This window comes from Burkholderia plantarii (assembly GCF_001411805.1).
GTDB classification, from domain to species: Bacteria; Pseudomonadota; Gammaproteobacteria; order Burkholderiales; family Burkholderiaceae; genus Burkholderia; species Burkholderia plantarii.
The window spans coordinates 3,001,806-3,025,353 of sequence record NZ_CP007212.1 but is presented as its reverse complement, the minus strand read 5'-3'; the positions used below and the strand labels follow the sequence as shown (position 1 = coordinate 3,025,353).

Annotated in this window: 21 protein-coding genes; 16 read left to right on the top strand and 5 right to left on the bottom strand. The window is 66.7% G+C overall.

The genetic code is table 11. The features are described from left to right. Positions 1-120 precede the first annotated feature (120 nt). The 3 genes from aceE (at position 121) to lpdA (ending at position 6,458) form a co-directional block, all read left to right on the top strand. On the top strand, positions 121-2,817 hold the full coding sequence (gene aceE / locus bpln_RS12895) for a pyruvate dehydrogenase (acetyl-transferring), homodimeric type (RefSeq protein WP_042625492.1): 2,697 nt from the start codon (positions 121-123) through the stop codon (positions 2,815-2,817). A gap of 67 nt (positions 2,818-2,884) precedes the next feature. Next, positions 2,885-4,522 (top strand): dihydrolipoyllysine-residue acetyltransferase, encoded by a 1,638-nt coding sequence (aceF, locus tag bpln_RS12890; RefSeq protein ID WP_055138992.1) that lies wholly within the window; start codon positions 2,885-2,887, stop codon positions 4,520-4,522. 157 nt (positions 4,523-4,679) lie between these two features. Beyond that, the gene (gene lpdA, locus bpln_RS12885; protein WP_055138991.1) at positions 4,680-6,458 is read left to right on the top strand and encodes a dihydrolipoyl dehydrogenase; all 1,779 of its coding nucleotides are present in this window, start codon (positions 4,680-4,682) and stop codon (positions 6,456-6,458) included. A gap of 270 nt (positions 6,459-6,728) precedes the next feature. Here the strand turns inward: lpdA and bpln_RS12880 are convergent, their stop codons facing one another. After that, positions 6,729-7,307: a phasin family protein gene (locus bpln_RS12880; protein WP_055138990.1), complete on the bottom strand. Its 579-nt coding sequence runs from the start codon at positions 7,305-7,307 to the stop codon at positions 6,729-6,731. A 691-nt stretch (positions 7,308-7,998) separates the two neighbouring features. Between bpln_RS12880 and pbpG the strand changes: the two genes are divergently transcribed. After that, a complete protein-coding gene (gene pbpG, locus bpln_RS12875) occupies positions 7,999-9,141 on the top strand; it encodes a D-alanyl-D-alanine endopeptidase (protein ID WP_042625488.1) in 1,143 nt (380 codons plus the stop codon). A 100-nt stretch (positions 9,142-9,241) separates the two neighbouring features. On the opposite strand, the gene bpln_RS12870 is transcribed toward pbpG, so the two are convergent. Further along, positions 9,242-10,051 (bottom strand): IclR family transcriptional regulator, encoded by an 810-nt coding sequence (locus bpln_RS12870; protein ID WP_042625487.1) that lies wholly within the window; start codon positions 10,049-10,051, stop codon positions 9,242-9,244. A gap of 189 nt (positions 10,052-10,240) precedes the next feature. Here bpln_RS12870 and bpln_RS12865 point away from each other — a divergent pair, with 189 nt between their 5' ends. The 12 genes from bpln_RS12865 to iscX all read left to right on the top strand — a co-directional run bounded on the left by bpln_RS12865 (position 10,241) and on the right by iscX (position 19,489). Next, the gene (locus bpln_RS12865; RefSeq protein WP_042625486.1) at positions 10,241-10,963 is read left to right on the top strand and encodes a (Fe-S)-binding protein; all 723 of its coding nucleotides are present in this window, start codon (positions 10,241-10,243) and stop codon (positions 10,961-10,963) included. A gap of 53 nt (positions 10,964-11,016) precedes the next feature. Next, the gene (locus bpln_RS12860) at positions 11,017-12,438 is read left to right on the top strand and encodes a lactate utilization protein B (RefSeq protein ID WP_055138989.1); all 1,422 of its coding nucleotides are present in this window, start codon (positions 11,017-11,019) and stop codon (positions 12,436-12,438) included. Between the two features lie 205 nt (positions 12,439-12,643). Then, on the top strand, positions 12,644-12,859 hold the full coding sequence (locus bpln_RS12855) for a hypothetical protein (RefSeq protein WP_042625484.1): 216 nt from the start codon (positions 12,644-12,646) through the stop codon (positions 12,857-12,859). Between the two features lie 91 nt (positions 12,860-12,950). Beyond that, a complete protein-coding gene (locus bpln_RS12850; RefSeq protein WP_042625483.1) occupies positions 12,951-13,433 on the top strand; it encodes a low molecular weight protein-tyrosine-phosphatase in 483 nt (160 codons plus the stop codon). A 123-nt stretch (positions 13,434-13,556) separates the two neighbouring features. After that, the gene (gene iscR, locus bpln_RS12845; protein WP_042625482.1) at positions 13,557-14,093 is read left to right on the top strand and encodes a Fe-S cluster assembly transcriptional regulator IscR; all 537 of its coding nucleotides are present in this window, start codon (positions 13,557-13,559) and stop codon (positions 14,091-14,093) included. Positions 14,094-14,171: 78 nt separating this feature from the next. Continuing rightward, on the top strand, positions 14,172-15,395 hold the full coding sequence (locus bpln_RS12840) for an IscS subfamily cysteine desulfurase (RefSeq protein WP_042625481.1): 1,224 nt from the start codon (positions 14,172-14,174) through the stop codon (positions 15,393-15,395). A 52-nt stretch (positions 15,396-15,447) separates the two neighbouring features. Continuing rightward, the gene (gene iscU, locus bpln_RS12835) at positions 15,448-15,855 is read left to right on the top strand and encodes a Fe-S cluster assembly scaffold IscU (RefSeq protein ID WP_042625480.1); all 408 of its coding nucleotides are present in this window, start codon (positions 15,448-15,450) and stop codon (positions 15,853-15,855) included. A 94-nt stretch (positions 15,856-15,949) separates the two neighbouring features. Further along, a complete protein-coding gene (iscA, locus tag bpln_RS12830; RefSeq protein ID WP_042625479.1) occupies positions 15,950-16,273 on the top strand; it encodes an iron-sulfur cluster assembly protein IscA in 324 nt (107 codons plus the stop codon). A 106-nt stretch (positions 16,274-16,379) separates the two neighbouring features. Next, complete coding sequence (gene hscB / locus bpln_RS12825; protein ID WP_042625478.1) at positions 16,380-16,907, top strand: Fe-S protein assembly co-chaperone HscB; 528 nt, start codon at positions 16,380-16,382, stop codon at positions 16,905-16,907. A gap of 71 nt (positions 16,908-16,978) precedes the next feature. Next, the gene (hscA, locus tag bpln_RS12820; protein ID WP_055138988.1) at positions 16,979-18,847 is read left to right on the top strand and encodes a Fe-S protein assembly chaperone HscA; all 1,869 of its coding nucleotides are present in this window, start codon (positions 16,979-16,981) and stop codon (positions 18,845-18,847) included. Between the two features lie 67 nt (positions 18,848-18,914). Further along, positions 18,915-19,256 (top strand): ISC system 2Fe-2S type ferredoxin, encoded by a 342-nt coding sequence (fdx, locus tag bpln_RS12815; RefSeq protein WP_042626689.1) that lies wholly within the window; start codon positions 18,915-18,917, stop codon positions 19,254-19,256. A 26-nt stretch (positions 19,257-19,282) separates the two neighbouring features. Then, positions 19,283-19,489: a Fe-S cluster assembly protein IscX gene (gene iscX / locus bpln_RS12810; RefSeq protein WP_042625476.1), complete on the top strand. Its 207-nt coding sequence runs from the start codon at positions 19,283-19,285 to the stop codon at positions 19,487-19,489. A 121-nt stretch (positions 19,490-19,610) separates the two neighbouring features. Here iscX and bpln_RS12805 read toward each other — a convergent pair whose 3' ends face one another. From bpln_RS12805 to prfB, 3 genes are all read right to left on the bottom strand, one after another. After that, a complete protein-coding gene (locus bpln_RS12805; RefSeq protein WP_055138987.1) occupies positions 19,611-20,318 on the bottom strand; it encodes a glycine zipper 2TM domain-containing protein in 708 nt (235 codons plus the stop codon). Positions 20,319-20,631: 313 nt separating this feature from the next. Continuing rightward, complete coding sequence (gene lysS / locus bpln_RS12800; RefSeq protein ID WP_042625474.1) at positions 20,632-22,158, bottom strand: lysine--tRNA ligase; 1,527 nt, start codon at positions 22,156-22,158, stop codon at positions 20,632-20,634. Between the two features lie 184 nt (positions 22,159-22,342). After that, a protein-coding gene (gene prfB / locus bpln_RS12795) for a peptide chain release factor 2 (protein WP_123863546.1) occupies positions 22,343-23,447 on the bottom strand; the annotation gives its coding sequence in 2 pieces (ribosomal slippage) (positions 22,343-23,365 and positions 23,367-23,447; 1,104 coding nt in all). Positions 23,448-23,548: the final 101 nt, after the last annotated feature.

Genomic DNA, 23,548 nt, shown 5'->3' with positions numbered 1-23,548 from the left:
AAAATTTAGTTGCGTCGGTCCGGCGAGCCTCTTTACAATCCGCCGGGAGCTTGCCGCAGCCGCCGGAATCAGGTCGTCTGCACGCAGCGCGATCTCACCCTCAGGACCCAGGAGACGAGCATGTCCGCTGTACCCAACGAAGTGATGAAGTACGTCGCCGCCGAGCAGGACGACGATTCGCAAGAAACCGTCGAATGGCTGGAGGCGCTGGACGGCGTGATCTCGTCCGTCGGTCCGGGCCGTGCGCATTACCTCATCGAAAAGCAGATCGAGTTCGCCCGCATGCACGGCGAGCATCTGCCGTTTTCCGCGAACACCCCCTATATCAACACCATCCCGGTCGAGCGTCAGGCGAAGATCCCGGGCGATCAGGACATCGAACACCGGATCCGCTCGTACACGCGCTGGAACGCGATCGCGATGGTGCTGCGCGCCGGCAAGGACACCAACGTCGGCGGCCACATCGCCTCGTTCGCGTCGGCCGCGACGCTCTACGACGTCGGCTTCAACCATTTCTGGCACGCACCGTCCGCCGAGCACGGCGGTGACCTCGTGTTCGTGCAGGGCCACTCGTCGCCGGGCGTCTACTCGCGCGCGTTCCTGCTCGGCCGCCTGAGCGAAGATCAACTCAACAACTTCCGCCAGGAAGTCGGCGGCAACGGCATCTCGTCTTACCCGCACCCGTGGCTGATGCCGGATTTCTGGCAGTTCCCGACGGTGTCGATGGGCCTCGGCCCGATCATGTCGATCTACCAGGCGCGCTTCATGAAGTACCTGGAAGCACGCGGCATCGCCAAGACCGCGGGCCGCAAGGTCTGGGCCTTCCTCGGCGACGGCGAGACCGACGAGCCGGAATCGCTCGGCGCGATCGGCATGGCGAGCCGCGAGCGGCTCGACAACCTCGTGTTCGTGATCAACTGCAACCTGCAGCGCCTGGACGGTCCGGTGCGCGGCAACGGCAAGATCATCCAGGAACTCGAATCGGAATTCCGCGGCGCCGGCTGGAACGTCATCAAGGTGATCTGGGGCAGCCGCTGGGATTCGCTGCTGGCCCGCGACAAGTCGGGCGCGCTGATGCGCCGGATGATGGAAGTCGTCGACGGCGAGTACCAGACCTACAAATCGGAGTCGGGCGCGTTCGTGCGCGAGCACTTCTTCAACACGCCGGAACTGAAGGCGATGGTTGCCGACTGGTCCGACGACGACATCTGGAACCTGAACCGCGGCGGCCATGATCCGCACAAGATCTACGCGGCGTTCCACGAGGCGAGCAACACCAAGGGCGCGCCGACCGTGATCCTCGCGAAGACGATCAAGGGCTACGGGATGGGCGAAGCCGGCCAGGCGATGAACATCACGCACCAGCAGAAGAAGCTGCCGGTGGAGCAGCTCAAGCGCTTCCGCGACCAGTTCCGTCTGCCGATCGCCGACGACGTGATCGGCGACATCCCCTACCTGAAGTTCGAGGAAGGCTCGAAGGAACTCGAGTACATGCGCGCGCACCGCCAGGAGCTCGGCGGCTACCTGCCGCAGCGCCGCCAGAAGGCGGAATCGCTGCCGGTGCCGATGCTCGACGCGTTCGAGCCGCTGCTCAAGGGCACGGGCGAAGGCCGCGAGATCTCGACGACGATGGCGTTCGTGCGGATCCTGAACATCCTGCTGAAGGACAAGACGCTCGGCAAGCGCGTCGTGCCGATCGTGCCGGACGAGTCGCGTACCTTCGGCATGGAGGGCCTGTTCCGCCAGATCGGCATCTGGAACCAGCAGGGCCAGAAGTACGTGCCGGAAGATTCCGACCAGCTGATGTTCTACAAGGAATCGGAAACCGGCCAGATCCTGCAGGAAGGCATCAACGAAGCGGGCGGCATGTGCGACTGGATCGCGGCGGCGACGTCGTACTCGACGCACGGCGAGATCATGGTGCCGTTCTACATCTTCTATTCGATGTTCGGCTTCCAGCGCATCGGCGACCTGGCCTGGGCGGCGGGCGACATGCGTTCGCGCGGCTTCCTGCTGGGCGGCACCGCCGGCCGTACCACGCTGAACGGCGAAGGCCTGCAGCACGAAGACGGCCACTCGCTGCTGTGGGCGGCATCGGTGCCGAATTGCGTGAGCTACGACCCGACCTTCGGCTACGAACTCGCCGTGATCATCCAGAACGGCCTGCAGCGCATGGTGGCCGACCAGGAAGACGTGTACTACTACGTCACGGTGATGAACGAGAACTACGAGCACCCGGCGATTCCGCAGGGCGAGCACGTGGCGGCCGACATCATCAAGGGAATGTACGCGTTCCGCAAGGCCGAGGCCGACCAGAAGGCACCGCGCGTGCAGCTGCTCGGCGCCGGCACGATCTTCAACGAAGTGATCGCCGCGGCCGAACTGCTGAAGAACGACTGGGGCGTTGCCGCCGACCTCTGGAGCGTGCCGAGCTTCACCGAACTGGCCCGCGAAGGCCACGAGGTCGAGCGCTGGAACCTGCTGAACCCGACCGAGGAACGCCGCCTGTCGCACGTCCAGACGCTGCTGAAGGACGCGCAGGGCCCGGTGATCGCGTCGACCGACTACGTGCGCGCGCTGGCCGACCAGATCCGCGGCCAGATCGATCGCCGCTACGTGGTGCTCGGCACCGACGGCTACGGCCGCTCGGACACGCGCAAGGCGCTGCGCCACTTCTTCGAGGTGGACCGCCACTGGGTGACCGTCGCCGCGCTGAACGCGCTGGCCGACGAAGGCACGATCGACCGCAAGGTGGTCGCCGAGGCGATCAGGAAGTACGACCTCGATCCGTCGAAACCCAATCCGATGACGGTTTAAACGCACACGTGCCATGTCACGCCGCGCCGCCCGACCAGGGCGCGCGCGGCCCAGGAGACTTTTACAGATGAGTCAAGCGATCGAAGTCAAGGTGCCGGATATCGGCGATTACAAGGACATTCCCGTCATCGAGGTGCTGGTGAAGGCGGGCGACACGGTCGAGGCCGAGCAGTCGCTCGTCACGCTCGAGTCCGACAAGGCGACGATGGACGTGCCGAGCCCGTCGGCCGGTACGGTCAAGGAAGTGAAGGTCAAGGCGGGCGATACCGTGTCGGAAGGCACGCTGATCGTCGTGTTCGAGGGCTCGGGCGAAGCCAAGGCGGAAGCGCCGAAGGCCGAGGCGCCCAAGGCGGAAGCCGCGCCGGCCAAGGCCGAGGCGCCGAAGGCCGGCGCCCCGGCGGCGGGCGGCGGCACGGTCGACGTCAAGGTGCCGGATATCGGCGACTACAAGGACATCCCGGTCATCGAGATCGGCGTGAAGGTCGGCGACAAGGTCGAGAAGGAGCAATCGCTCGTCACGCTCGAATCGGACAAGGCGACGATGGACGTGCCGAGCCCGGCCGCCGGCACCGTCAAGGAAATCAAGGTCAAGGTCGGCGACACGGTCTCCGAGGGCGCGCTGATCGTGGTGCTGGAGAGCGGCGATGCCGCGCCGGCCGCCGCGGCCCCGAAGGCGGAAGCGCCGAAGGCCGAGGCGCCCAAGGCGGCGCCGGCCCAGGCCGAGCAGAAGGCCGCACCGGCCGCGCAGGCTTCGGCACCGGCACCGGCGCCGGCCGCGTCGGGCCGGGCGAGTCACGCTTCGCCGTCGGTGCGCAAGTTCGCGCGCGAGCTGGGCGTCGACGTCGGCCGCGTGGCCGGTTCGGGTCCGAAGGGCCGTATCACGAAGGAAGACGTGACCGCGTTCGTGAAGGGCGTGATGACGGGCCAGACCGCGGCTCCGGCCGGCGCTGCCGCGCCGGCGGGCGGCGGCGAGCTGAACCTGCTGCCGTGGCCGAAGATCGACTTCACGAAGTTCGGTCCGGTCGAGGCGCAGCCGCTGTCGCGCATCAAGAAGATCTCGGGCGCGAACCTGCATCGCAACTGGGTCATGATCCCGCACGTCACGAACAACGACGAGGCGGACATCACCGAGCTCGAGGCGCTGCGCGTCCAGCTGAACAAGGAAAACGAGAAGTCGGGCGTGAAGTTCACGATGCTCGCCTTCGTGATCAAGGCCGTGGTCGCGGCGCTGAAGAAGTTCCCGACCTTCAACGCGAGCCTCGACGGCGACAACCTGATCCTCAAGCAGTACTTCCACATCGGTTTCGCCGCCGACACGCCGAACGGGCTGGTCGTGCCGGTGATCCGCGACGCGGACAAGAAGGGCCTCGTCGACATCGCCAAGGAAATGGCCGATCTGTCGAAGGCGGCGCGCGACGGCAAGCTCAAGCCCGACCAGATGCAGGGCGGCTGCTTCTCGATCTCGTCGCTGGGCGGCATCGGCGGCACGCATTTCACGCCGATCGTCAACGCACCGGAAGTCGCGATCCTCGGCCTGTCGCGCAGCGCGATGAAGCCGGTCTGGGACGGCAAGCAGTTCGTGCCGCGCCTGACGCTGCCGATGTCGCTGTCTTACGATCACCGCGTGATCGACGGCGCCGCGGCCGCGCGCTTCAACGCGTACCTGGCGTCGATCCTCGGCGATTTCCGCCGCGTGATTCTTTGATGCATGACGGCATCCGCCGTCCGGCCGCGCGCTGCGTCAGATGCGCATCGCGCGGCCGGCGCGGCGCGCGCGGGAGCCGCCCCGGCGGCGGCCTCGTGCGTACCGGCGCGGATGCGTCGTTCGATCGGCGGTAGTCCATACAAGTAGGGGACAGTTCATGAGTCTCATCGAAGTCAAAGTGCCGGACATCGGCGATTTCAACGATATTCCCGTCATCGAGGTGCTGGTGAAGGCGGGCGACACGGTCGAGAAGGAGCAGTCGCTCGTCACGCTCGAATCGGACAAGGCGACGATGGACGTGCCGAGTCCGGAAGCCGGCGTCGTCAAGGAAGTGAAGGTCAAGGTCGGCGATCCGGTCTCGCAGGGCACGCTGATCGTCGTGCTCGAGGGCAGCGCCGAGGCGGCCAAGCCCGCCGAAAAGGCGCCCGAGGCGCCGGCCGCCAAAACCGAGAAGCCGGCTGAGAAGCCCGCCGAGAAGGCCGCGCCGGCCGCCGCGCCGCAGGCCGGCAGCTACTCGGGCAAGGCCGACGTCGAATGCGACATGGTGGTGCTCGGTTCGGGCCCCGGCGGTTATTCGGCGGCGTTCCGGTCGGCCGATCTCGGCATGAAGACGGTGCTGGTCGAGCGTTACGCGACGCTCGGCGGCGTATGTCTGAACGTCGGTTGCATCCCGTCGAAGGCGCTGCTGCATACGGCGCTGGTGATCGACGAGGCAGCCGCGCTGGCTGATCACGGCATCACGTTCGGCAAGCCCGAAGTCAATCTCGACAAGCTGCGCGACTTCAAGTCGAGCGTCGTCAAGCAGCTCACGGTCGGCCTCGCCGGCATGGCCAAGGCGCGCAAGGTCCAGGTGGTGTCGGGCGTCGGCGGCTTCCTCGATCCGTACCATCTCGAAGTCGTGGGCGAGAGCGGCAAGACCGTCGTCAAGTTCAAGCAGGCGATCATCGCGGCCGGCTCGCAGGCGGTGAAGCTGCCGTTCATGCCGGAAGATCCGCGCGTGATCGATTCGACCGGCGCGCTCGAACTGCGCCAGCTGCCCAAGCGCATGCTCGTGATCGGCGGCGGCATCATCGGCCTCGAAATGGCCACCGTTTACTCGACGCTCGGCGCCGAGATCGACGTGGTCGAAATGATGGACGGCCTGATGATGGGCGCCGACCGCGATCTCGTGAAGGTCTGGGAGAAGTACAACGCGAAGCGCTTCGGCAACGTGATGCTGAAGACCAAGACGGTGGGTGCCGAGGCGAAGGAAGACGGCATCTACGTGAAGTTCGAGGGCGAGAAGGCGCCGGCGGAAGCGCAGCGTTACGACCTCGTGCTGGTGGCCGTCGGCCGCAGCCCGAATGGCAAGAAGATCGGTGCCGACAAGGCTGGCGTCGCGGTCACGGATCGCGGCTTCATCGAAGTCGACAAGCAGATGCGCACCAACGTGCCGCACATCTTCGCGATCGGCGATCTCGTCGGCCAGCCGATGCTCGCGCACAAGGCCGTCCATGAAGGCCACGTCGCAGCCGAGGCCGCGCACGGCGAGAAGGCCTATTTCGACGCGCTGCAGATCCCGTCGGTGGCCTACACCGATCCGGAAGTGGCCTGGGCGGGCAAGACCGAGGACCAGCTGAAGGCGGAAGGCGTCAAGTACGGCAAGGCGGTGTTCCCGTGGGTCGCTTCGGGCCGCGCGATCGCCAACGGCCGCGACGAGGGCTTCACGAAGCTGCTGTTCGACGAGGAAACGCATCGCGTGATCGGCGGCGGGATCGTCGGCCTGAATGCGGGCGACCTGATCAGCGAAGTGTGCCTGGCGGTCGAGATGGGCGCCGACGCCGAGGACATCGGCAAGACGATCCATCCGCACCCGACGCTCGGCGAATCGATCGGGATGGCCGCCGAGCTGTACGAAGGCGTCTGTACCGACCTGCCGCCGCAGCGGAAGAAGTAAAACGTCGTCAGGCCGGCGCGCGGGTGGCGTCGGCCGGGATGATGTTCGACGGCCCCGCCGGACCGAAAAAGGTCCGGCGGGGCCGTTTTCATTGGCGCTGAGCGCGCGGGCAGGGGGGGCGGGTTCGGCTCCGTCGTTCGGCGCCTTGCCCGGCGCTTCATTCGCGTCGAACCGTTCGGCCAAGAAAAAAGCCGCGCAGCGGCGCGGCTTTTCGGGCGCGGCGCGCCTGACTGCGGCGCGCGACCGGTTCGATGGGGCGGATGCCCTCGCTTAGACGGCCTTCGGTGCGGCGGCCGTGCGACGCGATGCAGCGGCGGCCGAGTTGGCGGCCTTGGTCGCGACGGCGGCGGCGGCGTTGAAGTTCGATTCGGCGATCTCGACGGCCTGCTTGGTGGCCTTCTGCACCGTTTCGTAGGTCGTGTTCGCGGCGTTGATCGCCGACTTCAGTGCGGCGACAGCCGTTTCCGAACCGGCCGGGGCGTTCTTCGCGACGTTGTCGACGAGCGCCTGGACCTTCAGGTTCTGCTCCTGGTACTGGGCTTCGGCGACCTTGGCGAATTCGGCCTGCGTCGTCGAGGCGATGTCGTACAGGTGGCGGCCATAGGCCAGGACCTTCTCGGCGATCGGCTGGGCGAAGCTGGCCTGCAGCGCGATCAGTTCCTGCGCGTCCTTCACCGACAGCGCGCGCTGCGCGTTTTCCTGGCTTTCCGCGAGCGTCGACTTCACGACCTGCACGTTCAGCTCGATCAGCTTCTCGACGCTTTCGAACGCCTTCGTCGTCAGGCCGAACAGGCTTTCGAGGTTGGCCTTCTGGGCGGCGGCGATTTGCTCGGGGGTCAACAGGGACATGGTTTTGGCTCCTGATTGACGATCACCGGCTTCGCGGCGATCGCTTGAGTTAAGGGGCACGACTTGAGGGGCACGACGGTGTTCCGCATCTGCGCAATGGCTTGGTGCATTGCAACAACGGTTCCCATTCTAGGGCGTTCGGAACGGATGTCAAGCGCTTTTGGTGCGCTGCACAATGGCACTATTTTCCCGGAAAAACAATGGTTTGTATCGTTCCGGATGGAATCGGTTTCGGTGCCGCCGGCATTGCGCCGGGCGGTTCGATGCGGGGCGTTCCCGCACGATTTGCGATCTTGGCGAATCACGGGTTTACGACGGCCAATCGAGGTAAACCGATCGGCGGGATGGAACGTTTGAGATGAATGCCGGTCGAAAAGCGCCGTCGATTGTGTGCCGTTCGACCGCGGCCCACGACCCGCCGGTACGACTCGCCCGCGTGTGTCGAGGCCGTTGATGCCGGTCCCCGCTGCAATTCGCCGCCGCGGCGCCGTTATACCGGATATCCGGTGGATGCCGGGCCGCGGGCATGCGTTGTCATCGTATTTTTCGATGGAAAACGGGAGGGTGATCGCGCGTGGGCGATCGTCTCTTACAATCCGGTTTAACGAAAGCCGGTAAGTGCCTAAAATTGCTTATTTTTTCAGGTTTTACTACACTTGCGGAAACCTCCCGCCGCTCTGTCCAGACCCCAATGAAAGCCTCACTGTTCTCGCCGTTGAAGATGATGCACGGTGCGGCCCTCGGCACCGCAGTGTCGGTGGCTGTCTCGATGCTCGTCGCATCGGTCGCCGTCGCGCCCGCGGATGCCGTTGCCGCGCCCGCCAAATCCACCAAATCCGCGAAAGCGGCCGCGTCCGCCAAGGGCAAGAAGCGGACCGTCGCCGCCGAGAAGAAAGCCGCCCACGTGGCCGCCGCCGAAGCGCCGCACCGCGGCCGCCGGCACGTCACGCTCGCGGCCGGCCCGGGCCACCATCACGGTGCCGTGCGCCGCGTCGCGTTCCAGCCGCGCCAGCAGTCGGTCGGTCAGGCGTTCGGCCTGCATGACACGCCCGACGCGCTCGCGCTGCGTTCGAGCGTGGCCTACGTCGTCGATCAGGCCACCTCCGAGCCGCTGCTCGACAAGAATTCGCATGCCGTCGTGCCGATCGCCTCGATCTCGAAGCTGATGACTGCGATGGTCGTGCTCGATTCGAAGGCGCCGCTCGAGGAGCAGATCGCGGTCACCGACGAGGATCGCGACTACGAGAAGGGCACCGGTTCGCGCCTGTCGGTGGGCTCGGTGCTGTCGCGCGAGGACATGCTCCACATCGCGCTGATGGCCTCCGAGAACCGCGCCGCGGCCGCCCTGTCGCGCTACTACCCGGGTGGCCGTCCGGCGTTCATCGCGGCGATGAACGCGAAGGCGAAGTCGCTTGGCATGACCGACACGCATTTCGAGAACTCGACGGGTCTGACGAGTCTCAACGTGTCGAGCGCGCGCGACCTCGTCAAGATGATCGACGCCGCGTACCAGTACCCGCTGATCCGCCGCTTCTCGACCGACCGCACCTATACGGTGTTCACCGGCAAGCGCTCGCTCGTCTACAACAGCACGAACGCGCTAGTGCGCAATCCGTCGTGGGACATCGGGCTGCAGAAGACCGGCTTCATCAACGAGGCCGGCGAGTGCCTCGTGATGCAGACGACGATCCACGGCAAGCCGATCGTGATGGTGCTGCTCGATTCGTTCGGCAAGTACTCGCGCACCGCCGATGCCTCGCGCGTGCGCAACTGGCTCGACGCCGGCGGCGGCGAGCGTCTGACGGCGGCGAACACGGGCGCCGGCGGCACCTGATCGTCGCGTCGTACCGGATCATTCGAGCAGAAAAAACCCCGCGATCGCGGGGTTTTTCAATTGGCGCACCGGAATTCGCGGGGCCGGCCGGCTGCTCGCGTCAGAGCGACTTGGCGAGCGCCTCGCCCGGGACCTCGCGCGGCGGCCGATAGCCGAGCGCCTCGGAGATGGTCAGCGCGGTATGGCTGATCTGACCGAGCCAGGCGTCCTGCAGCCGGTCGGCCGGGGCCGACAGTGACAGCCCGGCCACCAGCTTGCCAGAGTCGTCGTAGATGCCGGCCGCGATGCAGCGCACGCCGAGCTCGAGTTCCTCGTTGTCGCGCGCGCAGGCCTGCTGGCGCACCAGCGTCAGTTCGCGCTCGAGCTTCATCAAGTCGGTGATGCTGTTCTGGGTATGACCAGCCAGGCCGGTGCGCGTCGCGTAGGCGCGCACGCGCGTGGTTTCGTCAGCGGCCAGGAACAGCTTGCCGACCGAGGTCAGGTGCAGCGGCGCGCGTCCGCCGATCGCGCGCACGACCTGCATGCCCGAGCGCTCCGAATAAGCGCGCTCGATGTAGACGATCTCGTCGCCCTGGCGCACCGACAGGTTCACGGTCTGCCCCGTCAGCCGGTGCAGTTCGCGCATCGGCATCAGCGCCGCGTCGCGCACCGACAGCCGTGCCTTGACGAGGTTGCCGAGCTCCAGCAGCCGCATGCCGAGGCGATAGGTGCCGGGGTCCGAACGGTCGACGAGGCGACAGGTCACCATGTCGTTGAGAATCCGGTGCGCGGTGGAGGGATGCAGCTCCGTGCGCCGGGCGAGCTCCTTCAGGCTGACCGGGTCGGTGTGGTCGGCGAGCGCATCGAGCAGTCGCATCATGCGTTCGATCACCTGGATCGACGTCTTCGGGTCAGGATTCTGAGTGCTCATCGTGAAAATCAGTTGACCTGTCAAACGGTGAGGAGCCGATTGTATATCGTAATGTGAAAAAAGCGAACGCCGTTCGAGGAGACCTTCTGATCGAATCGGGGAATTCCCTTTCGCCTTTTGCGGCGCTGCGGCGTTGGTCCGGCGCGGCAAAGGGCGGATAATGAGCGGCGTTTTCTCCAGGGAGCCGTCATGCGAGTCGGATTGTTCGTCACCTGCCTCATAGATCTGATGCGACCCGAAATCGGTTTTTCCGCGCTGAAGCTGATTCGCGAGGCCGGTTTCGAGGTGGGCGTGCCGCCCGCGCAGACCTGCTGCGGGCAGCCCGCCTACAACTCGGGCGACCGGCGCCTCGCGCGCGATCTCGCCGAGAAGACGCTGCGCGAATTCGAGCCGTTCGACTACGTCGTGGTGCCGTCGGGCTCGTGCGGCGGCATGATCCGCGCGCATTACGGCGACCTGTTCCGCGACGATCCCGAGCTGATGGCGCGATTCGGGCGCCTGCGCGAGCGTGTCTACGAGCTGACCGAGTTCCTCGTCCACGTCGCGAAGGTGCAGCTGCCGCCGGGCGAATTCAGCGGGCCGGTGGCCTATCACGATTCCTGCTCGGGCCTGCGCGAGCTCGGCGTGAAGGCACAGCCGCGCGCGCTGCTGGCCCAGCGCGGTGTCGAGATCACCGAGATGAAGGATTGCGAACACTGCTGCGGCTTCGGCGGCACGTTCGCGGTCAAGTACGGCGCCATTTCCACCGCGATCGTCGACGAGAAGTGCGCGAACGTGCAGGCGAGCGGCGCGCGCGCCGTGGTGCTCGGCGATCTCGGCTGCATCCTCAACATCGAGGGCCGGCTGCGCCGCCTGGGCGACACCGAAACGCGCGTGCTGCACGTCGCGCAGGTGCTCGCCGGCGATCTCTGAGCGGCTCGCGCCGCGTTCCCTATTCCGATTGCCGCCAGCCGAGTCAGCCAGCCATGCAAGTCCAATCGATGCAGTTCAAGGCGCGCGCGGGGCAGAAGCTTGCCGACCAGCGCCTGCAGCAGAACCTCAAGAAGCTGTCGACGAATTTCGTGTCGGTGCGCACCGATGCGATGGCGCAGATCGACTTCCCGGCCACGCGCGCCGCGCTGAAGGCGCGCCGCAACCGCGCGCTGGAGCATCTCGACATCTGGCTCGAGGCGTTCGAGCGCGAGGCGGCGCGGCGCGGCACGACGGTGCTGTTCGCGGAATCGATGGCCGACGCGGCCGAGCTCGTGGCCGACATCGCGAAGCGCCATGACGTGAGGAAAGTGATCAAGACCAAGTCGATGGTATCGGAGGAGATGCGCATCAACGCGGTGCTCGCGGAGATCGGCGTGGAATCGGTGGAGACCGATCTGGGCGAGTACATCCTGCAGATCAACGGCAACGAGGCGCCGAGCCACATCATTGCGCCGGTGCTCCACAAGGACAAGGACGAGATCGCCGACCTGTTCGCCGCCACGCACAAGCGCGCGCGGCTCACCGAGATTCCCGACATGACGCGCGAGGCGCGCGAGATGCTGCGCTCGCACTTCCTGGGCGCCGATATGGGCCTGACGGGCGGCAACTTCGTGGTGGCCGAGACCGGCTCGGTGGTGCTCGTGACCAACGAGGGCAACGAGGGCATGTGTACCGTGATGCCGCGCGTCCACGTGGCCGTGACCGGCATCGAAAAGGTGCTGCCGACGCTCGAGGATCTCGCCACCGCGATGCGGCTGCTGCCGCGTTCGGCGACCGGGCAGAAGGTCTCGAACTATTTCTCTCTGCTGACGGGGCCGCGCGGCCCCGGTGACGAGGACGGCCCGGAGCACAACTACGTGGTGCTCGTCGACGGCGGCCGCACCGGCCTGCTCGGCGGCGAATTCCAGGAGATGCTGCGCTGCATCCGCTGCGGCGCCTGCATGAACCATTGTCCCGTCTACCAGAAGATTGGCGGCCACGCCTATGGCTGGGTCTATCCGGGGCCGATGGGCTCGGTGCTGACGCCGAGCTACGTGGGGATCGATCGCTCGCTCGACCTGCCGCAGGCGGCCACGCTCTGCGGCGAATGCGACAGCGTCTGTCCGGTCGGTATCCCGCTGTCGGGCCTGCTGCGCAGCCTGCGCGAGAAGCAGGTCGAGCGGCGCCTGCGGCCGTGGCGCGAGCGGGCGGCGCTGGCCGTCTGGGGCTTCATGGCGCGCCGGCCGATGCTGTACGGTCTCGTCACCAAGCTGGGCGTGCGCATTCTCGAGCGCGTCGGCGGCGCGCGCGATTCGGGGCGCGGCATCCGGCGCCTGCCGCTCGCGGCTGGCTGGACCGACACGCGCGATCTACCGACGCCCACCGGTCGCACGTTTCGCGAACTCTACGCGGCCTCGCAGACCCACCTGGGATAAGGGTGGGAAGTCCGCCAGCGAGGGCATGCGCATCGATTTGATGTTGATTTGCCGCAGTGGCGCCGCTACGAATTTGGCGACTGTTCGCCGCACGACAACACTGCGTTCGCTATTTGATGGTTTTTCTTAATAGGTGCGATCTATAGAATGGCGTCTGTCAGCATCGGTCATTGGTTCCGATGCGCAGTCACCAAGAGGTCGCATCATGAAAAAGACAATATCGATGTACTGGCCGCTCGCGATCGTCGTCCCGCTTGCCGCAGCTGCCTATCTGCACGCCTCGGCCGCCGCGCGCCCGAGCGAGCCGCTGGCGATCCGGCAGGCCTCGGCGGAACTGGCTCGCACGGTGTCGTTCGGGCTCGTCGGCGAATCGCCCGACGCCGCCTCGGCCACGCCGATCGTCGCCACCAAGGCGCTTTGATGTCGTGCCGGCCGGCCGCGATAAATGGGGCGCGCCTGTATAATCAGGCGCTTGCCTTTTTCGCGGCCATCGGCCGCCACCCGGCCGCACGATGAAACGCGCCTCCGTCTGCTTCGTCTGTCTCGGCAACATCTGCCGGTCGCCGACCGCGGAGGGCGTGATGCGCGCCCAAGTCGACGCGGCCGGGCTCGCGCATGCGATCGAAATCGATTCGGCCGGCACCGGCGACTGGCATGTCGGCGCGCCGCCCGATCCGCGCGCCCAGCAGGCGGCGCGTTCGCGCGGCTACGATCTCTCGGCGCTGCGCGCGCGTCAGGTCGAGGCGGCCGATTTCGTGCGCTTCGACCTGCTGCTCGCGATGGACGACGCGAATCTGGCTGAACTGCGCCGCCGCGCGCCCGCCGAACATCGCCACAAATTGCGCCTGCTGATGGAATTCGCCGGCCCCAGCGCCGCGCGTGAAGTGGCCGATCCCTATTTCGGCGGCGCGCAAGGTTTCGAGCAGGTGCTCGACCAGTGCGAGGCCGCCTGCGCAGGCTTGCTCGCCTCGTTGCGGGCATCCGGCACCGACTGATCCGGGCCGCTGCGGGGCAATGCAGCGTTCGCTGAATCCCCTTTTACGGACAGGGATACTTGACTAAAAACGTCAGATATTTATACTTGACCAAAATCGTCAAGATTGCTGTCCCCTACGACTATGAGACTCACCACGAAAGGCCGTTTCGCCGTCACGGCGATGATTGACTTGGCACTGCGCCAGGAGCAGGGGCCGGTGACGCTTGCAGGCATCAGCCAGCGCCAGCGCATCTCGCTCTCGTATCTGGAGCAGTTGTTTGGAAAGCTGCGCCGGCACGAGATCGTCGAATCGGTCCGCGGTCCGGGGGGCGGCTACAATCTCGCGCGCCGCGCCACCGACGTGACGGTGGCAGACATCATCATCGCGGTCGACGAGCCGCTCGACGCGACGCAATGCGGTGGCAAGGGGACCTGTGAAGGGACCAAGCAACCCGACGGACATTGCATGACGCACGAGCTCTGGTCGACGCTCAACCAGAAGATGGTCGAATACCTCGACTCGGTGTCGCTGCAGGATCTCGTCGATCAGCAGCGTGCCAAAGAGGGTGCGCCCGCCGTGCTGCGCGATCGCCGCGCGCCGGAGCCGGCCACCCCCGTGGAGCCTGTGCGGGCGATGCCGCTCGGGCCGAACTCGGTGTTCAACATCGCGAGTTCGTGACGCGCGGCAGGCCGCGCGCATCGGTTGTCTACACAAAAAAGAATCGTCCCTGCATTGAATGAATACCCGGAGCGACAGATGAACAACGATATTCCTCACCTGCCCATCTATATGGACTACAGCGCGACGACCCCGGTCGATCCGCGCGTCGTCGACAAGATGGTGCCGTATCTGCGCGAGCAGTTCGGCAACCCGGCATCGCGCAGCCACGCTTACGGCTGGGATGCGGAGCGCGCGGTCGAAGAGGCGCGCGAGCAGGTGGCGGCACTCGTGAACGCGGACCCGCGCGAGATCATCTGGACGTCCGGCGCGACCGAATCGGACAATCTCGCGATCAAGGGCGCGGCGCATTTCTACCAGGGCAAGGGCAAGCACATCATCACGGTGAAGACCGAGCACAAGGCCGTGCTTGATACCTGCCGCGAGCTCGAGCGCGAAGGCTTCGAGGTTACCTACCTCGACGTGAAGGACGACGGCCTGATCGATCTCGAGGTGTTCAAGGCCGCGCTGCGCCCCGACACGATTCTGGTCTCGGTGATGCACGTGAACAACGAGATCGGCGTGATCCAGGATATCGAGACGATCGGCGAGATCTGCCGCGAGAAGGGCATCGTGTTCCACGTCGATGCGGCGCAATCGACCGGCAAGGCGCCGATCGATCTCGCGAAGCTGAAGGTCGACCTGATGTCGTTCTCGGCGCACAAGACCTACGGCCCGAAGGGCATCGGCGCGCTCTACGTACGCCGCAAGCCGCGCGTGCGGATCGAGGCGCAGATGCATGGCGGCGGCCACGAGCGCGGCATGCGTTCGGGCACGCTGGCGACGCACCAGATCGTCGGCATGGGCGAGGCGTTCCGCCTCGCGCGCGAGGAAATGGCGGTCGAGAACGAACGCGTGCGCGCGTTGCGCGACAAGCTGCTGCGCGGCCTCTCGCAGATCGAGGAAACCTATGTAAACGGCGACATGGAGCATCGTGTCCCGCACAACCTGAACATCAGCTTCAATTTCGTCGAAGGCGAGTCGCTGATCATGGCGATCAAGGACGTCGCGGTGTCGTCCGGCTCGGCCTGCACCTCGGCGTCGCTGGAACCGTCCTACGTGCTGCGCGCGCTCGGCCGCAACGACGAACTCGCCCACAGCTCGATCCGCTTCACGGTCGGCCGCTTCACGACCGAGCAGGACGTCGACTACGTGATCAACCTGCTGCAGGGCAAGATCGCGAAGCTGCGCGATCTGTCGCCGCTTTGGGAAATGCACAAGGACGGCATCGACCTCTCGACGATCGAGTGGGCCGCACACTGAATGAAGTTCGCGCGGCCCGGCGCCGCGTACACGTAACGCACAGGAGTCGAACATGTCTTACAGCAACAAGGTTCTGGACCACTACGAAAACCCGCGCAACGTCGGTTCGTTCTCGAAGGATGACGACGCGGTCGGTACCGGCATGGTCGGTGCGCCGGCCTGCGGCGACGTGATGAAGCTGCAGATTCGCGTCGGCACCGACGGCGTGATTGAAGACGCGAAGTTCAAGACTTACGGCTGCGGTTCGGCCATCGCCTCGAGCTCGCTCGTCACCGAATGGGTGAAGGGCAAGACGCTCGATCAGGCGCTGGCCATCAAGAACACCCAGATCGCCGAGGAACTCGCGCTGCCGCCGGTGAAGATCCACTGCTCGATCCTTGCCGAGGACGCCATCAAGGCGGCCGTGGCCGACTATCGCAAGCGCCACGACGTGACGGCGGAAGACGGCCAGGCGGCCTGAACGCCGGCAGCAGGTGCGGTGCGCCGCCGGCACGGCCGGTGGCGAGGTTTATCGAGGAAGACGCACGCGCGCGATGCGTGCGACCAGGAACATCATGGCAATCACACTGACCGAAAAAGCAGCGCAACACGTACAGAAGTACCTGACGCGACGCGGCAAGGGGCTGGGCCTGCGGCTTGGCGTGCGCACGACCGGTTGCTCGGGGCTCGCCTACAAGCTCGAGTATGTCGACGACGTCGCGACCGAGGATCAGGTGTTCGAGAGCCATGGCGTGAAGGTCGTGGTCGATCCGAAGAGCCTCGCCTACATCGACGGCACCGAGCTCGATTTCGCGCGCGAAGGGTTGAATGAAGGCTTCAGGTTCAACAATCCGAACGTGAAGGACGAGTGCGGCTGCGGCGAGTCGTTCCGCGTCTGAGGGCGAACCGCGCGATGCGGGCGACAGGCGGCACTGGCCGCCTTTTTCTTGTGCGGCACGCGCCGCGCCCGTGCATTCCCTCCTGCCCTTGATTGGACGCCACGCGATGAATTCGCTGAAAGACAGCTATTTCGAACTCTTTCATCTGCCGACGCGGTTCGCGCTCGATGCCGGCGCGCTCGACACGGCCTATCGCGCCGTGCAGTCGCAAGTGCATCCGGACCGCTTCGCCGCGGCCGGCGACGCGCAGAAGCGCATCGCGATGCAGTGGGCGACGCGCGCCAACGAGGCGTACCAGACGCTGCGTGATCCGCTCAAGCGCGCGATCTATCTGTTGTCGCTGCGCGGCGTGGACGTCGGCGCGGAAAACAACACCGCGATGGAACCGGCGTTCCTGATGCAGCAGATGGAATGGCGCGAGGCGATCGAGGATGCGGCAGGCGCGAAGAATGTGCCGGCGCTCGACGCGCTGCTCGCCGAACTGCGCGACGAGAAGCGCGCGCGTCTCGACAAGCTCGCGGCGCTGCTCGACAGCGGTTCGGATCAGGGCGCGGCCGAGGCCGTGCGGCAGCTGATGTTCATCGAGCGCGTGGCCGCCGAAGTGGCCACGCAGATCGAACGTCTCGAAGATTAACCGCGCTTCGCCGTGTCCCGCACACGGCGCGCGATGCAAGCGGGGCCGCAGGCCCCTCACCGAAGATACCGATGGCTTTACTGCAAATCTCCGAACCCGGCATGGCGCCCGCGCCGCATCAGCGGCGCCTCGCCGTCGGCATCGATCTCGGCACGACGAATTCGCTCGTCGCGTCGGTGCGCAACAGCGTGCCCGAAGTGCTGCCCGACGACGAAGGCCGCGCGCTGCTGCCGTCCGTGGTCCGCTACCTCGAGAAGGGCGGCCGCCGGATCGGCCACGCCGCCAAGGACGCGGCGGCCAGCGACCCGCGCAACACGATCGTGTCGGTCAAGCGCTTCATGGGCCGCGGCAAGGCCGAGGTCGAACACGCGGCGAATGCGCCCTACGACTTCGTCGACGCGCCCGGCATGGTGCAGATCCGCACCGTCGACGGCGTGAAGAGCCCGGTCGAGGTGTCGGCCGAGATCCTCGCGACGCTGCGCCAGCGCGCAGAGGACACGCTCGGCGACGATCTGGTCGGCGCGGTGATCACCGTGCCGGCCTATTTCGACGACGCGCAGCGCCAGGCGACCAAGGACGCCGCGCGGCTCGCCGGCCTGAACGTGCTGCGCCTGCTGAACGAGCCGACCGCGGCCGCGATCGCCTATGGCCTCGACAACGGCGCGGAAGGGCTCTACGCCGTCTACGATCTCGGCGGCGGCACCTTCGACCTGTCGATCCTGAAGCTGACCAAGGGCGTGTTCGAGGTGCTCGCGGCGGGCGGCGATTCGGCGCTCGGCGGCGACGACTTCGATCACGCGCTGTTCGCGCAGGTGCTCGCGACAGCCGGCATCGAGGCGCCCGCGCTGTCGGCCGAGGACGTGCGCGCGCTGCTCGACCGCGCGCGCACGGTCAAGGAAGCGCTCACCGATCAACCGCAGGTGGCATTCGAACTGACGCTGTCGAACGGCGTGGCGATCGCGCAGACCCTCACGGCCGAGGCGTTTGCCGAGCTTGTCCAGCCGCTGGTGGCGCGCACGCTGGCGCCGACGCGCAAGGCGCTGCGCGACGCGCAGGTGACCACGGCCGATATCAAGGGCGTGGTGCTGGTGGGCGGCGCGACGCGCATGCCGGTGATCCGCGCGGCGGTCGAGCGTTTCTTCGGCCAGCCGCCGCTCGTCAATCTCGATCCGGACCAGGTCGTCGCGCTTGGCGCGGCGGTGCAGGCCGACCTGCTGGCCGGCAACCGCGCGAACGGCGACGACTGGCTGCTGCTCGACGTGATCCCGCTGTCGCTCGGCGTCGAAACCATGGGCGGCCTGGTCGAGAAGATCATCCCGCGCAACTCGACGATCCCGGTCGCGCGCGCGCAGGAATTCACGACCTTCAAGGACGGCCAGACCGCGATGGCAATCCATGTCGTGCAGGGTGAGCGCGAACTGGTGGCCGACTGCCGTTCGCTCGCGCGCTTCGAGCTGCGCGGCATCCCGCCGATGTCGGCCGGCGCGGCGCGGATTCGCGTGACCTATCAGGTGGACGCGGACGGGCTGCTGTCGGTGTTCGCGCGCGAGCAGCATTCGGGCGTCGAGGCGTCGGTGGTGGTGAAGCCGTCCTACGGCCTCGCCGATGACGACATCGCGAAGATGCTCGAGGACAGCTTCAAGACCGCCGAGGTCGACATGCGCGCACGCGCGCTGCGCGAAGCGCAGGTCGAGGCGCAGCGTATTGTCGAAGCGACCGACGCGGCGCTTGCGATCGATGCGGACCTGCTCGACGCGGAGGAACGCGCGGTGGTGGACGCGCTGATCGTGAAGGTGCGCGCGCTCGCGGGCGGCGACGACGCCGACGCGATCGAGGCGGCCACCAAGGCACTCGCCGAGGGCACCGACGAGTTCGCGGCGCGGCGCATGAACAAGAACATCCGGCGCGCGCTCGCGGGGCGCAAGCTCGACGAAATCTGAAACCGGCATCGCGCGCGGGCGCGATGCGATGTGGCGCGGTGCGCCATCGATGAATCACGGAACCAACATGCCTCAACTCGTAGTGCTGCCCCACGTGGAACTCTGTCCGGACGGCGCGGTGATCGACGCGACGCCTGGCAAGAGCATCTGCGACAACCTGCTCGACAACGGCATCGAGATCGAACATGCGTGCGAAAAGTCGTGCGCCTGCACGACCTGCCACGTGATCGTGCGCGAAGGCTTCAACTCGCTCGATCCGTCCGACGACGACGAGGACGATCTGCTCGATCGCGCCTGGGGGCTCGAGCCGCAGTCGCGCCTGTCGTGCCAGGCGATCGTGAAGGACGATTCGGACCTCGTCGTCGAGATTCCGAAGTACACGATCAACCACGCGAAAGAAAACCACTGATCCCCAACCCGTCACGAGGTGCGACGATGAAATGGACCGATTCGCGCGAGATCGCGATTGCGCTCGCCGACAAGTATCCCGACGTGGATCCGAGGACGATCCGCTTCACGGACCTCCATCAATGGGTGCTCGGACTCGACGGTTTCGACGACGCGCCGGACCGGTCGGGCGAGAAGATCCTGGAGGCGATCCAGTTGCTCTGGATCGACGAGGCCGACTACGACGACGCCTGATCCCGATTTGCCGCGAGGCCCGCCCGGGCGTCCCGCGCCATCGCCTTCCCATGCAAAAACGCCTCGCGATCCGGTGATCGCGAGGCGTTTCGTTTTGGCTTCCGGTGTTGCCGCGACGGTGTCAGCCCGCCACCAGCGTGCCGCGCTCGATGTGAACGCGCTGGCCCTGGCCGAACGGCGGCGGGTTGCGATAGGTGAACGTGCGGGTCGCGCCGTTCTCCATGCGCACGCGCACGTGATAGTCGGTTTCGCTGCGCAGATGCTTCTCGACGGAGTTGCCGGCGAGGCCGCCGCCGAGCGCGCCGATGATCGTCATCGCGGTACGGCCGCCGCCGCGCCCGAACTGGTTGCCGACCAGCCCGCCCGCGGCCGCGCCGCCGACCGCGCCGAGCCCGGTGCCATGGCCCTCGGTGCGCGTCTCGGTGATGGCCACCACGGTGCCGCAGGTATGGCAGACCGAGGCTTGCGGCTCGGCCGGCTGCTGCGCGTATTGCGGCGGTTGCGGCGTGGCGGGCGGCGCGCTTTGCGTCGGCGCGCGGGCGATGACGGGCGCAGGCGCGGCGGCCTGCATCGGGGCCGGCTGCTGCGGCTGTTGCGCCTGCAACGTTGCCGGGCTCGCCGTGCCGTTGGCCGGCGCGGCCGTATCGACGGTGGCGGGCGGCGTGTCGGCGGCCGGGGTGCCGCCAGCCTTCGGCAATACTCCGGTGATCGCGGCGGTGGCCGCGAGGCTCGCGACGATCACGGCGCCGGCGGCCGTGGCCACGAGCGGATGAAGGCGCTTGCGCGGCGCGGATGCGGTGGAATTCGTAGCGTTGTCCGGGCTGTCCATGTCGACTCTCCTGCGCACTCGATGTGCGTTTTTTCTATTGGGAAGTGTCGATCAACCGGGCGGAGGGCGCGGTATCAAGTTGTAACGATTGACGCGCCCCGGAGCGGCGCAAACGGGGTGGGAACGCGGGAGGAGGGCGGCGAGGCCGGCTTGGCGCGGAGGGTGCCACCGCAACTCCCGTGCCCCGGCAGCGGGAGATTTTACGCGCCGTTACAAAGCTGTCGGACGGGCCGCCGGCAAAAGCCCGGCGGCCGAACCCGCCGGGCCGTTCGCGCGAATGGATGAGCCGCGCGAACCACACGGCATTCGGGCATCAGTCCTCGCGGCGCAGGTGCGGGAACAGCAGCACGTCGCGGATGGTCGGGCTGTCGGTCAGCAGCATCACGAGGCGGTCGATGCCGATCCCGCAGCCGCCCGTCGGGGGCATGCCGTATTCGAGCGCGCGGATGTAGTCGGCGTCGAAGAACATCGCTTCCTCGTCGCCGGCGTCCTTCTGCTCGACCTGCTTCCTGAAGCGCGCGGCCTGGTCTTCCGGATCGTTGAGCTCCGAGAAGCCGTTGGCGATCTCGCGGCCCGTCATGAACAGCTCGAAGCGCTCGGTGATGCCGGGCACGGTGTCGGAGGCGCGCGCGAGCGGCGACACCTCGACCGGGTAGTCGATGATGTAGGTCGGCTCCCACAGCTGCGACTCGGCGGTCTCCTCGAACAGCGCGAGCTGCAGCGCACCGAGGCCGGCGTTCAGGAACGCGGGCTGGTTCACGTCCACGCCGAAGCGCTTCAACTCGGTGCGCAGGAACGCCGGATCGGCGAGCTGCGCGTCGCTGTAGTCGGGCGCGTGCTTCTGGATTGCCTGCGTGATCGTGAGGCGGTGGAACGGCTTGGCGAGGTCGAGCTCGCGACCCTGGTACTGGATCGTCGCGGTGCCGAGCGCGTCGATCGCGGCCTGGCGGATCAGCTGTTCGGTGAAGTCCATCAGCCAGCGGTAGTCGGTGTACGCGGCGTAGAACTCCATCATCGTGAATTCCGGATTGTGGCGCGGCGAGACGCCCTCGTTACGGAAATTCCGGTTGATCTCGAACACGCGCTCGAAGCCGCCGACGATCAGGCGCTTCAGGTACAGCTCCGGCGCGATGCGCAGGAACATCTGCATGTCGAGCGCGTTGTGGTGCGTGACGAACGGCTTGGCCGCCGCGCCGCCCGGGATCGGGTGCAGCATCGGTGTCTCGACTTCCATGAACTCGGCGTCGCTCATGAACTTGCGGATCGACGAGATCGCCTTGGTGCGCGCGCGGAACGTGTTGCGCGTCTCGGGCGTGACGATCAGGTCGACGTAGCGCTGGCGATAGCGCATCTCCTGATCGGCGAGGCCGTGGAACTTGTCCGGCAGCGGACGCAGCGCCTTCGACAGCAGCCGCAGCTCGCTGCACTTGACCGACAGCTCGCCCTTGTTGGTGCGGAACAGCACGCCGCGCGCGGCGACGATGTCGCCGAGATCCCACTTCTTGAACGCGTCGTAGGTCTCGGCGCCGACGTCGGCCGGCGTCACGAAGAACTGGATCTGGCCCGAGCCGTCCTGCACGGTCGCGAAGCTCGCCTTGCCCATCACGCGCTTGAGCATCATCCGGCCGGCGAGCCGGACCTCGAGTGCCTGCGCCTCGAGCGCGTCCTTGTCGGCATCCGCATAGGTCGACTGCAGGTCGGCCGCGTGATGCGTGGGCTGGAAGTCGTTCGGGTACGCGATGCCTTGCTCGCGCAGCGCGCGCAGCTTCTCGCGGCGCTCGGCGATGATCTGGTTTTCGTCGGTCGCGGGCGCGGCTTGCGGTTGGGTCGGTTCGGTCATGATGGTCGGAATTCGATGGGTAACTCGGGTGCGGCCGGCAACGAGGGTGGCGGCCCGGGCCGTTGCCACGCGTGCCGCGCGGGTCGCGCCCGCGGCGCCGGCTCGATGCCCGCGGCGCCCGCGCGAGGCGCGGTGCCGCCGCGGCGGACTTGGCGGATCGAGCGGCGCGCGGCGCCGCCCGCGCTCAGACGCCCTGTTTCAGGCTCGCGCCGATGAAGTCGTCGAGATCGCCGTCGAGCACGGCTTTGGTGTTGCTCATTTCGACGTTGGTGCGCAGATCTTTCACGCGGCTCTGGTCGAGCACGTAGGAGCGGATCTGGTGGCCCCAGCCCACGTCCGTCTTGCTCGATTCGAGCTTGTCCTGCTCGGCCTGGCGCTTGCGCATCTCGGCCTCGTAGAGGCGCGACTTCAGCATTGCCATTGCTTCGGCGCGGTTGCGGTGCTGCGAGCGGTCGTTCTGGCACTGCACCACGATGCCGGTCGGCATGTGCGTGATCCGCACCGCCGAGTCGGTCTTGTTGATGTGCTGGCCGCCCGCGCCCGAGGCGCGATAGGTGTCGATGCGCAGGTCGGCCGGGTTCACCTCCACCTCGATCGAATCGTCGATCTCCGGATAGACGAACACCGACGAGAACGACGTGTGGCGGCCGCCCGACGAGTCGAACGGCGACTTGCGCACGAGGCGGTGGATGCCGGTCTCGGTGCGCAGGAAGCCGTAGGCGTAGTCGCCGCTGACCTTGATCGTCGCGTTCTTGATGCCGGCCACGTCGCCGTCGGATTCTTCGAGCACCTCGGCCTTGAAGCCCTTGCGCTCGCAGTAGCGCAGGTACTGGCGCAGCAGCATCGACGCCCAGTCGCAGGCCTCGGTGCCGCCCGCGCCGGCCTGGATGTCGATGAAGCAGTTGTTCGGATCGGCCGGGTTCGAGAACATCCGGCGGAACTCGATGTCGGCCACGCGCTTTTCCAGCGCGGCGGCATCGCTCTCGCTCGCGACGAGCGTGTCCTCGTCGTTCTCTTCACGCGCCAGGTCGAACAGATCGCGCGCGTCGCGCAGATCGTCGTCGAGCGCGCTCAGCGTCAGCACGACGCCTTCGAGCGATTTCTTCTCGCGGCCGAGTGCCTGGGCGTTCTTCGAATCGTTCCAGACGTTCGGGTCTTCGAGTTCCTTGTTGACTTCGGCTAGACGCGCGGACTTGGCGTCGTAGTCAAAGATACCCCCGTAGCTCGCCCGCGCGCCGGCGCAGGTCCGAGAGAGAGCTTTCGATCGCGTTGAGGCGTTCCGCTTCCATGGTGTTGATCGCTTTTCCGGCTTCGTGAAAAGGCGAAATTATAGCCGATCGGGGGCCCCGGCCGGTGCCCCCGACCGGGCGGGCGCGCTGCGCGGCGGTGC

Excerpts from the sequence above, each read along its gene's own strand:
- aceE (WP_042625492.1), top strand. The coding sequence starts at position 121 with ATGTCCGCTGTACCCAACGAAGTGATGAAGTACGTCGCCGCCGAGCAG.
- aceF (WP_055138992.1), top strand. The coding sequence starts at position 2,885 with ATGAGTCAAGCGATCGAAGTCAAGGTGCCGGATATCGGCGATTACAAG.
- lpdA (WP_055138991.1), top strand. The coding sequence starts at position 4,680 with ATGAGTCTCATCGAAGTCAAAGTGCCGGACATCGGCGATTTCAACGAT.
- bpln_RS12880 (WP_055138990.1), bottom strand. The coding sequence starts at position 7,307 with ATGTCCCTGTTGACCCCCGAGCAAATCGCCGCCGCCCAGAAGGCCAAC.
- pbpG (WP_042625488.1), top strand. The coding sequence starts at position 7,999 with ATGAAAGCCTCACTGTTCTCGCCGTTGAAGATGATGCACGGTGCGGCC.
- bpln_RS12870 (WP_042625487.1), bottom strand. The coding sequence starts at position 10,051 with ATGAGCACTCAGAATCCTGACCCGAAGACGTCGATCCAGGTGATCGAA.
- bpln_RS12865 (WP_042625486.1), top strand. The coding sequence starts at position 10,241 with ATGCGAGTCGGATTGTTCGTCACCTGCCTCATAGATCTGATGCGACCC.
- bpln_RS12860 (WP_055138989.1), top strand. The coding sequence starts at position 11,017 with ATGCAAGTCCAATCGATGCAGTTCAAGGCGCGCGCGGGGCAGAAGCTT.
- bpln_RS12855 (WP_042625484.1), top strand. The coding sequence starts at position 12,644 with ATGAAAAAGACAATATCGATGTACTGGCCGCTCGCGATCGTCGTCCCG.
- bpln_RS12850 (WP_042625483.1), top strand. The coding sequence starts at position 12,951 with ATGAAACGCGCCTCCGTCTGCTTCGTCTGTCTCGGCAACATCTGCCGG.
- iscR (WP_042625482.1), top strand. The coding sequence starts at position 13,557 with ATGAGACTCACCACGAAAGGCCGTTTCGCCGTCACGGCGATGATTGAC.
- bpln_RS12840 (WP_042625481.1), top strand. The coding sequence starts at position 14,172 with ATGAACAACGATATTCCTCACCTGCCCATCTATATGGACTACAGCGCG.
- iscU (WP_042625480.1), top strand. The coding sequence starts at position 15,448 with ATGTCTTACAGCAACAAGGTTCTGGACCACTACGAAAACCCGCGCAAC.
- iscA (WP_042625479.1), top strand. The coding sequence starts at position 15,950 with ATGGCAATCACACTGACCGAAAAAGCAGCGCAACACGTACAGAAGTAC.
- hscB (WP_042625478.1), top strand. The coding sequence starts at position 16,380 with ATGAATTCGCTGAAAGACAGCTATTTCGAACTCTTTCATCTGCCGACG.
- hscA (WP_055138988.1), top strand. The coding sequence starts at position 16,979 with ATGGCTTTACTGCAAATCTCCGAACCCGGCATGGCGCCCGCGCCGCAT.
- fdx (WP_042626689.1), top strand. The coding sequence starts at position 18,915 with ATGCCTCAACTCGTAGTGCTGCCCCACGTGGAACTCTGTCCGGACGGC.
- iscX (WP_042625476.1), top strand. The coding sequence starts at position 19,283 with ATGAAATGGACCGATTCGCGCGAGATCGCGATTGCGCTCGCCGACAAG.
- bpln_RS12805 (WP_055138987.1), bottom strand. The coding sequence starts at position 20,318 with ATGGACAGCCCGGACAACGCTACGAATTCCACCGCATCCGCGCCGCGC.
- lysS (WP_042625474.1), bottom strand. The coding sequence starts at position 22,158 with ATGACCGAACCGACCCAACCGCAAGCCGCGCCCGCGACCGACGAAAAC.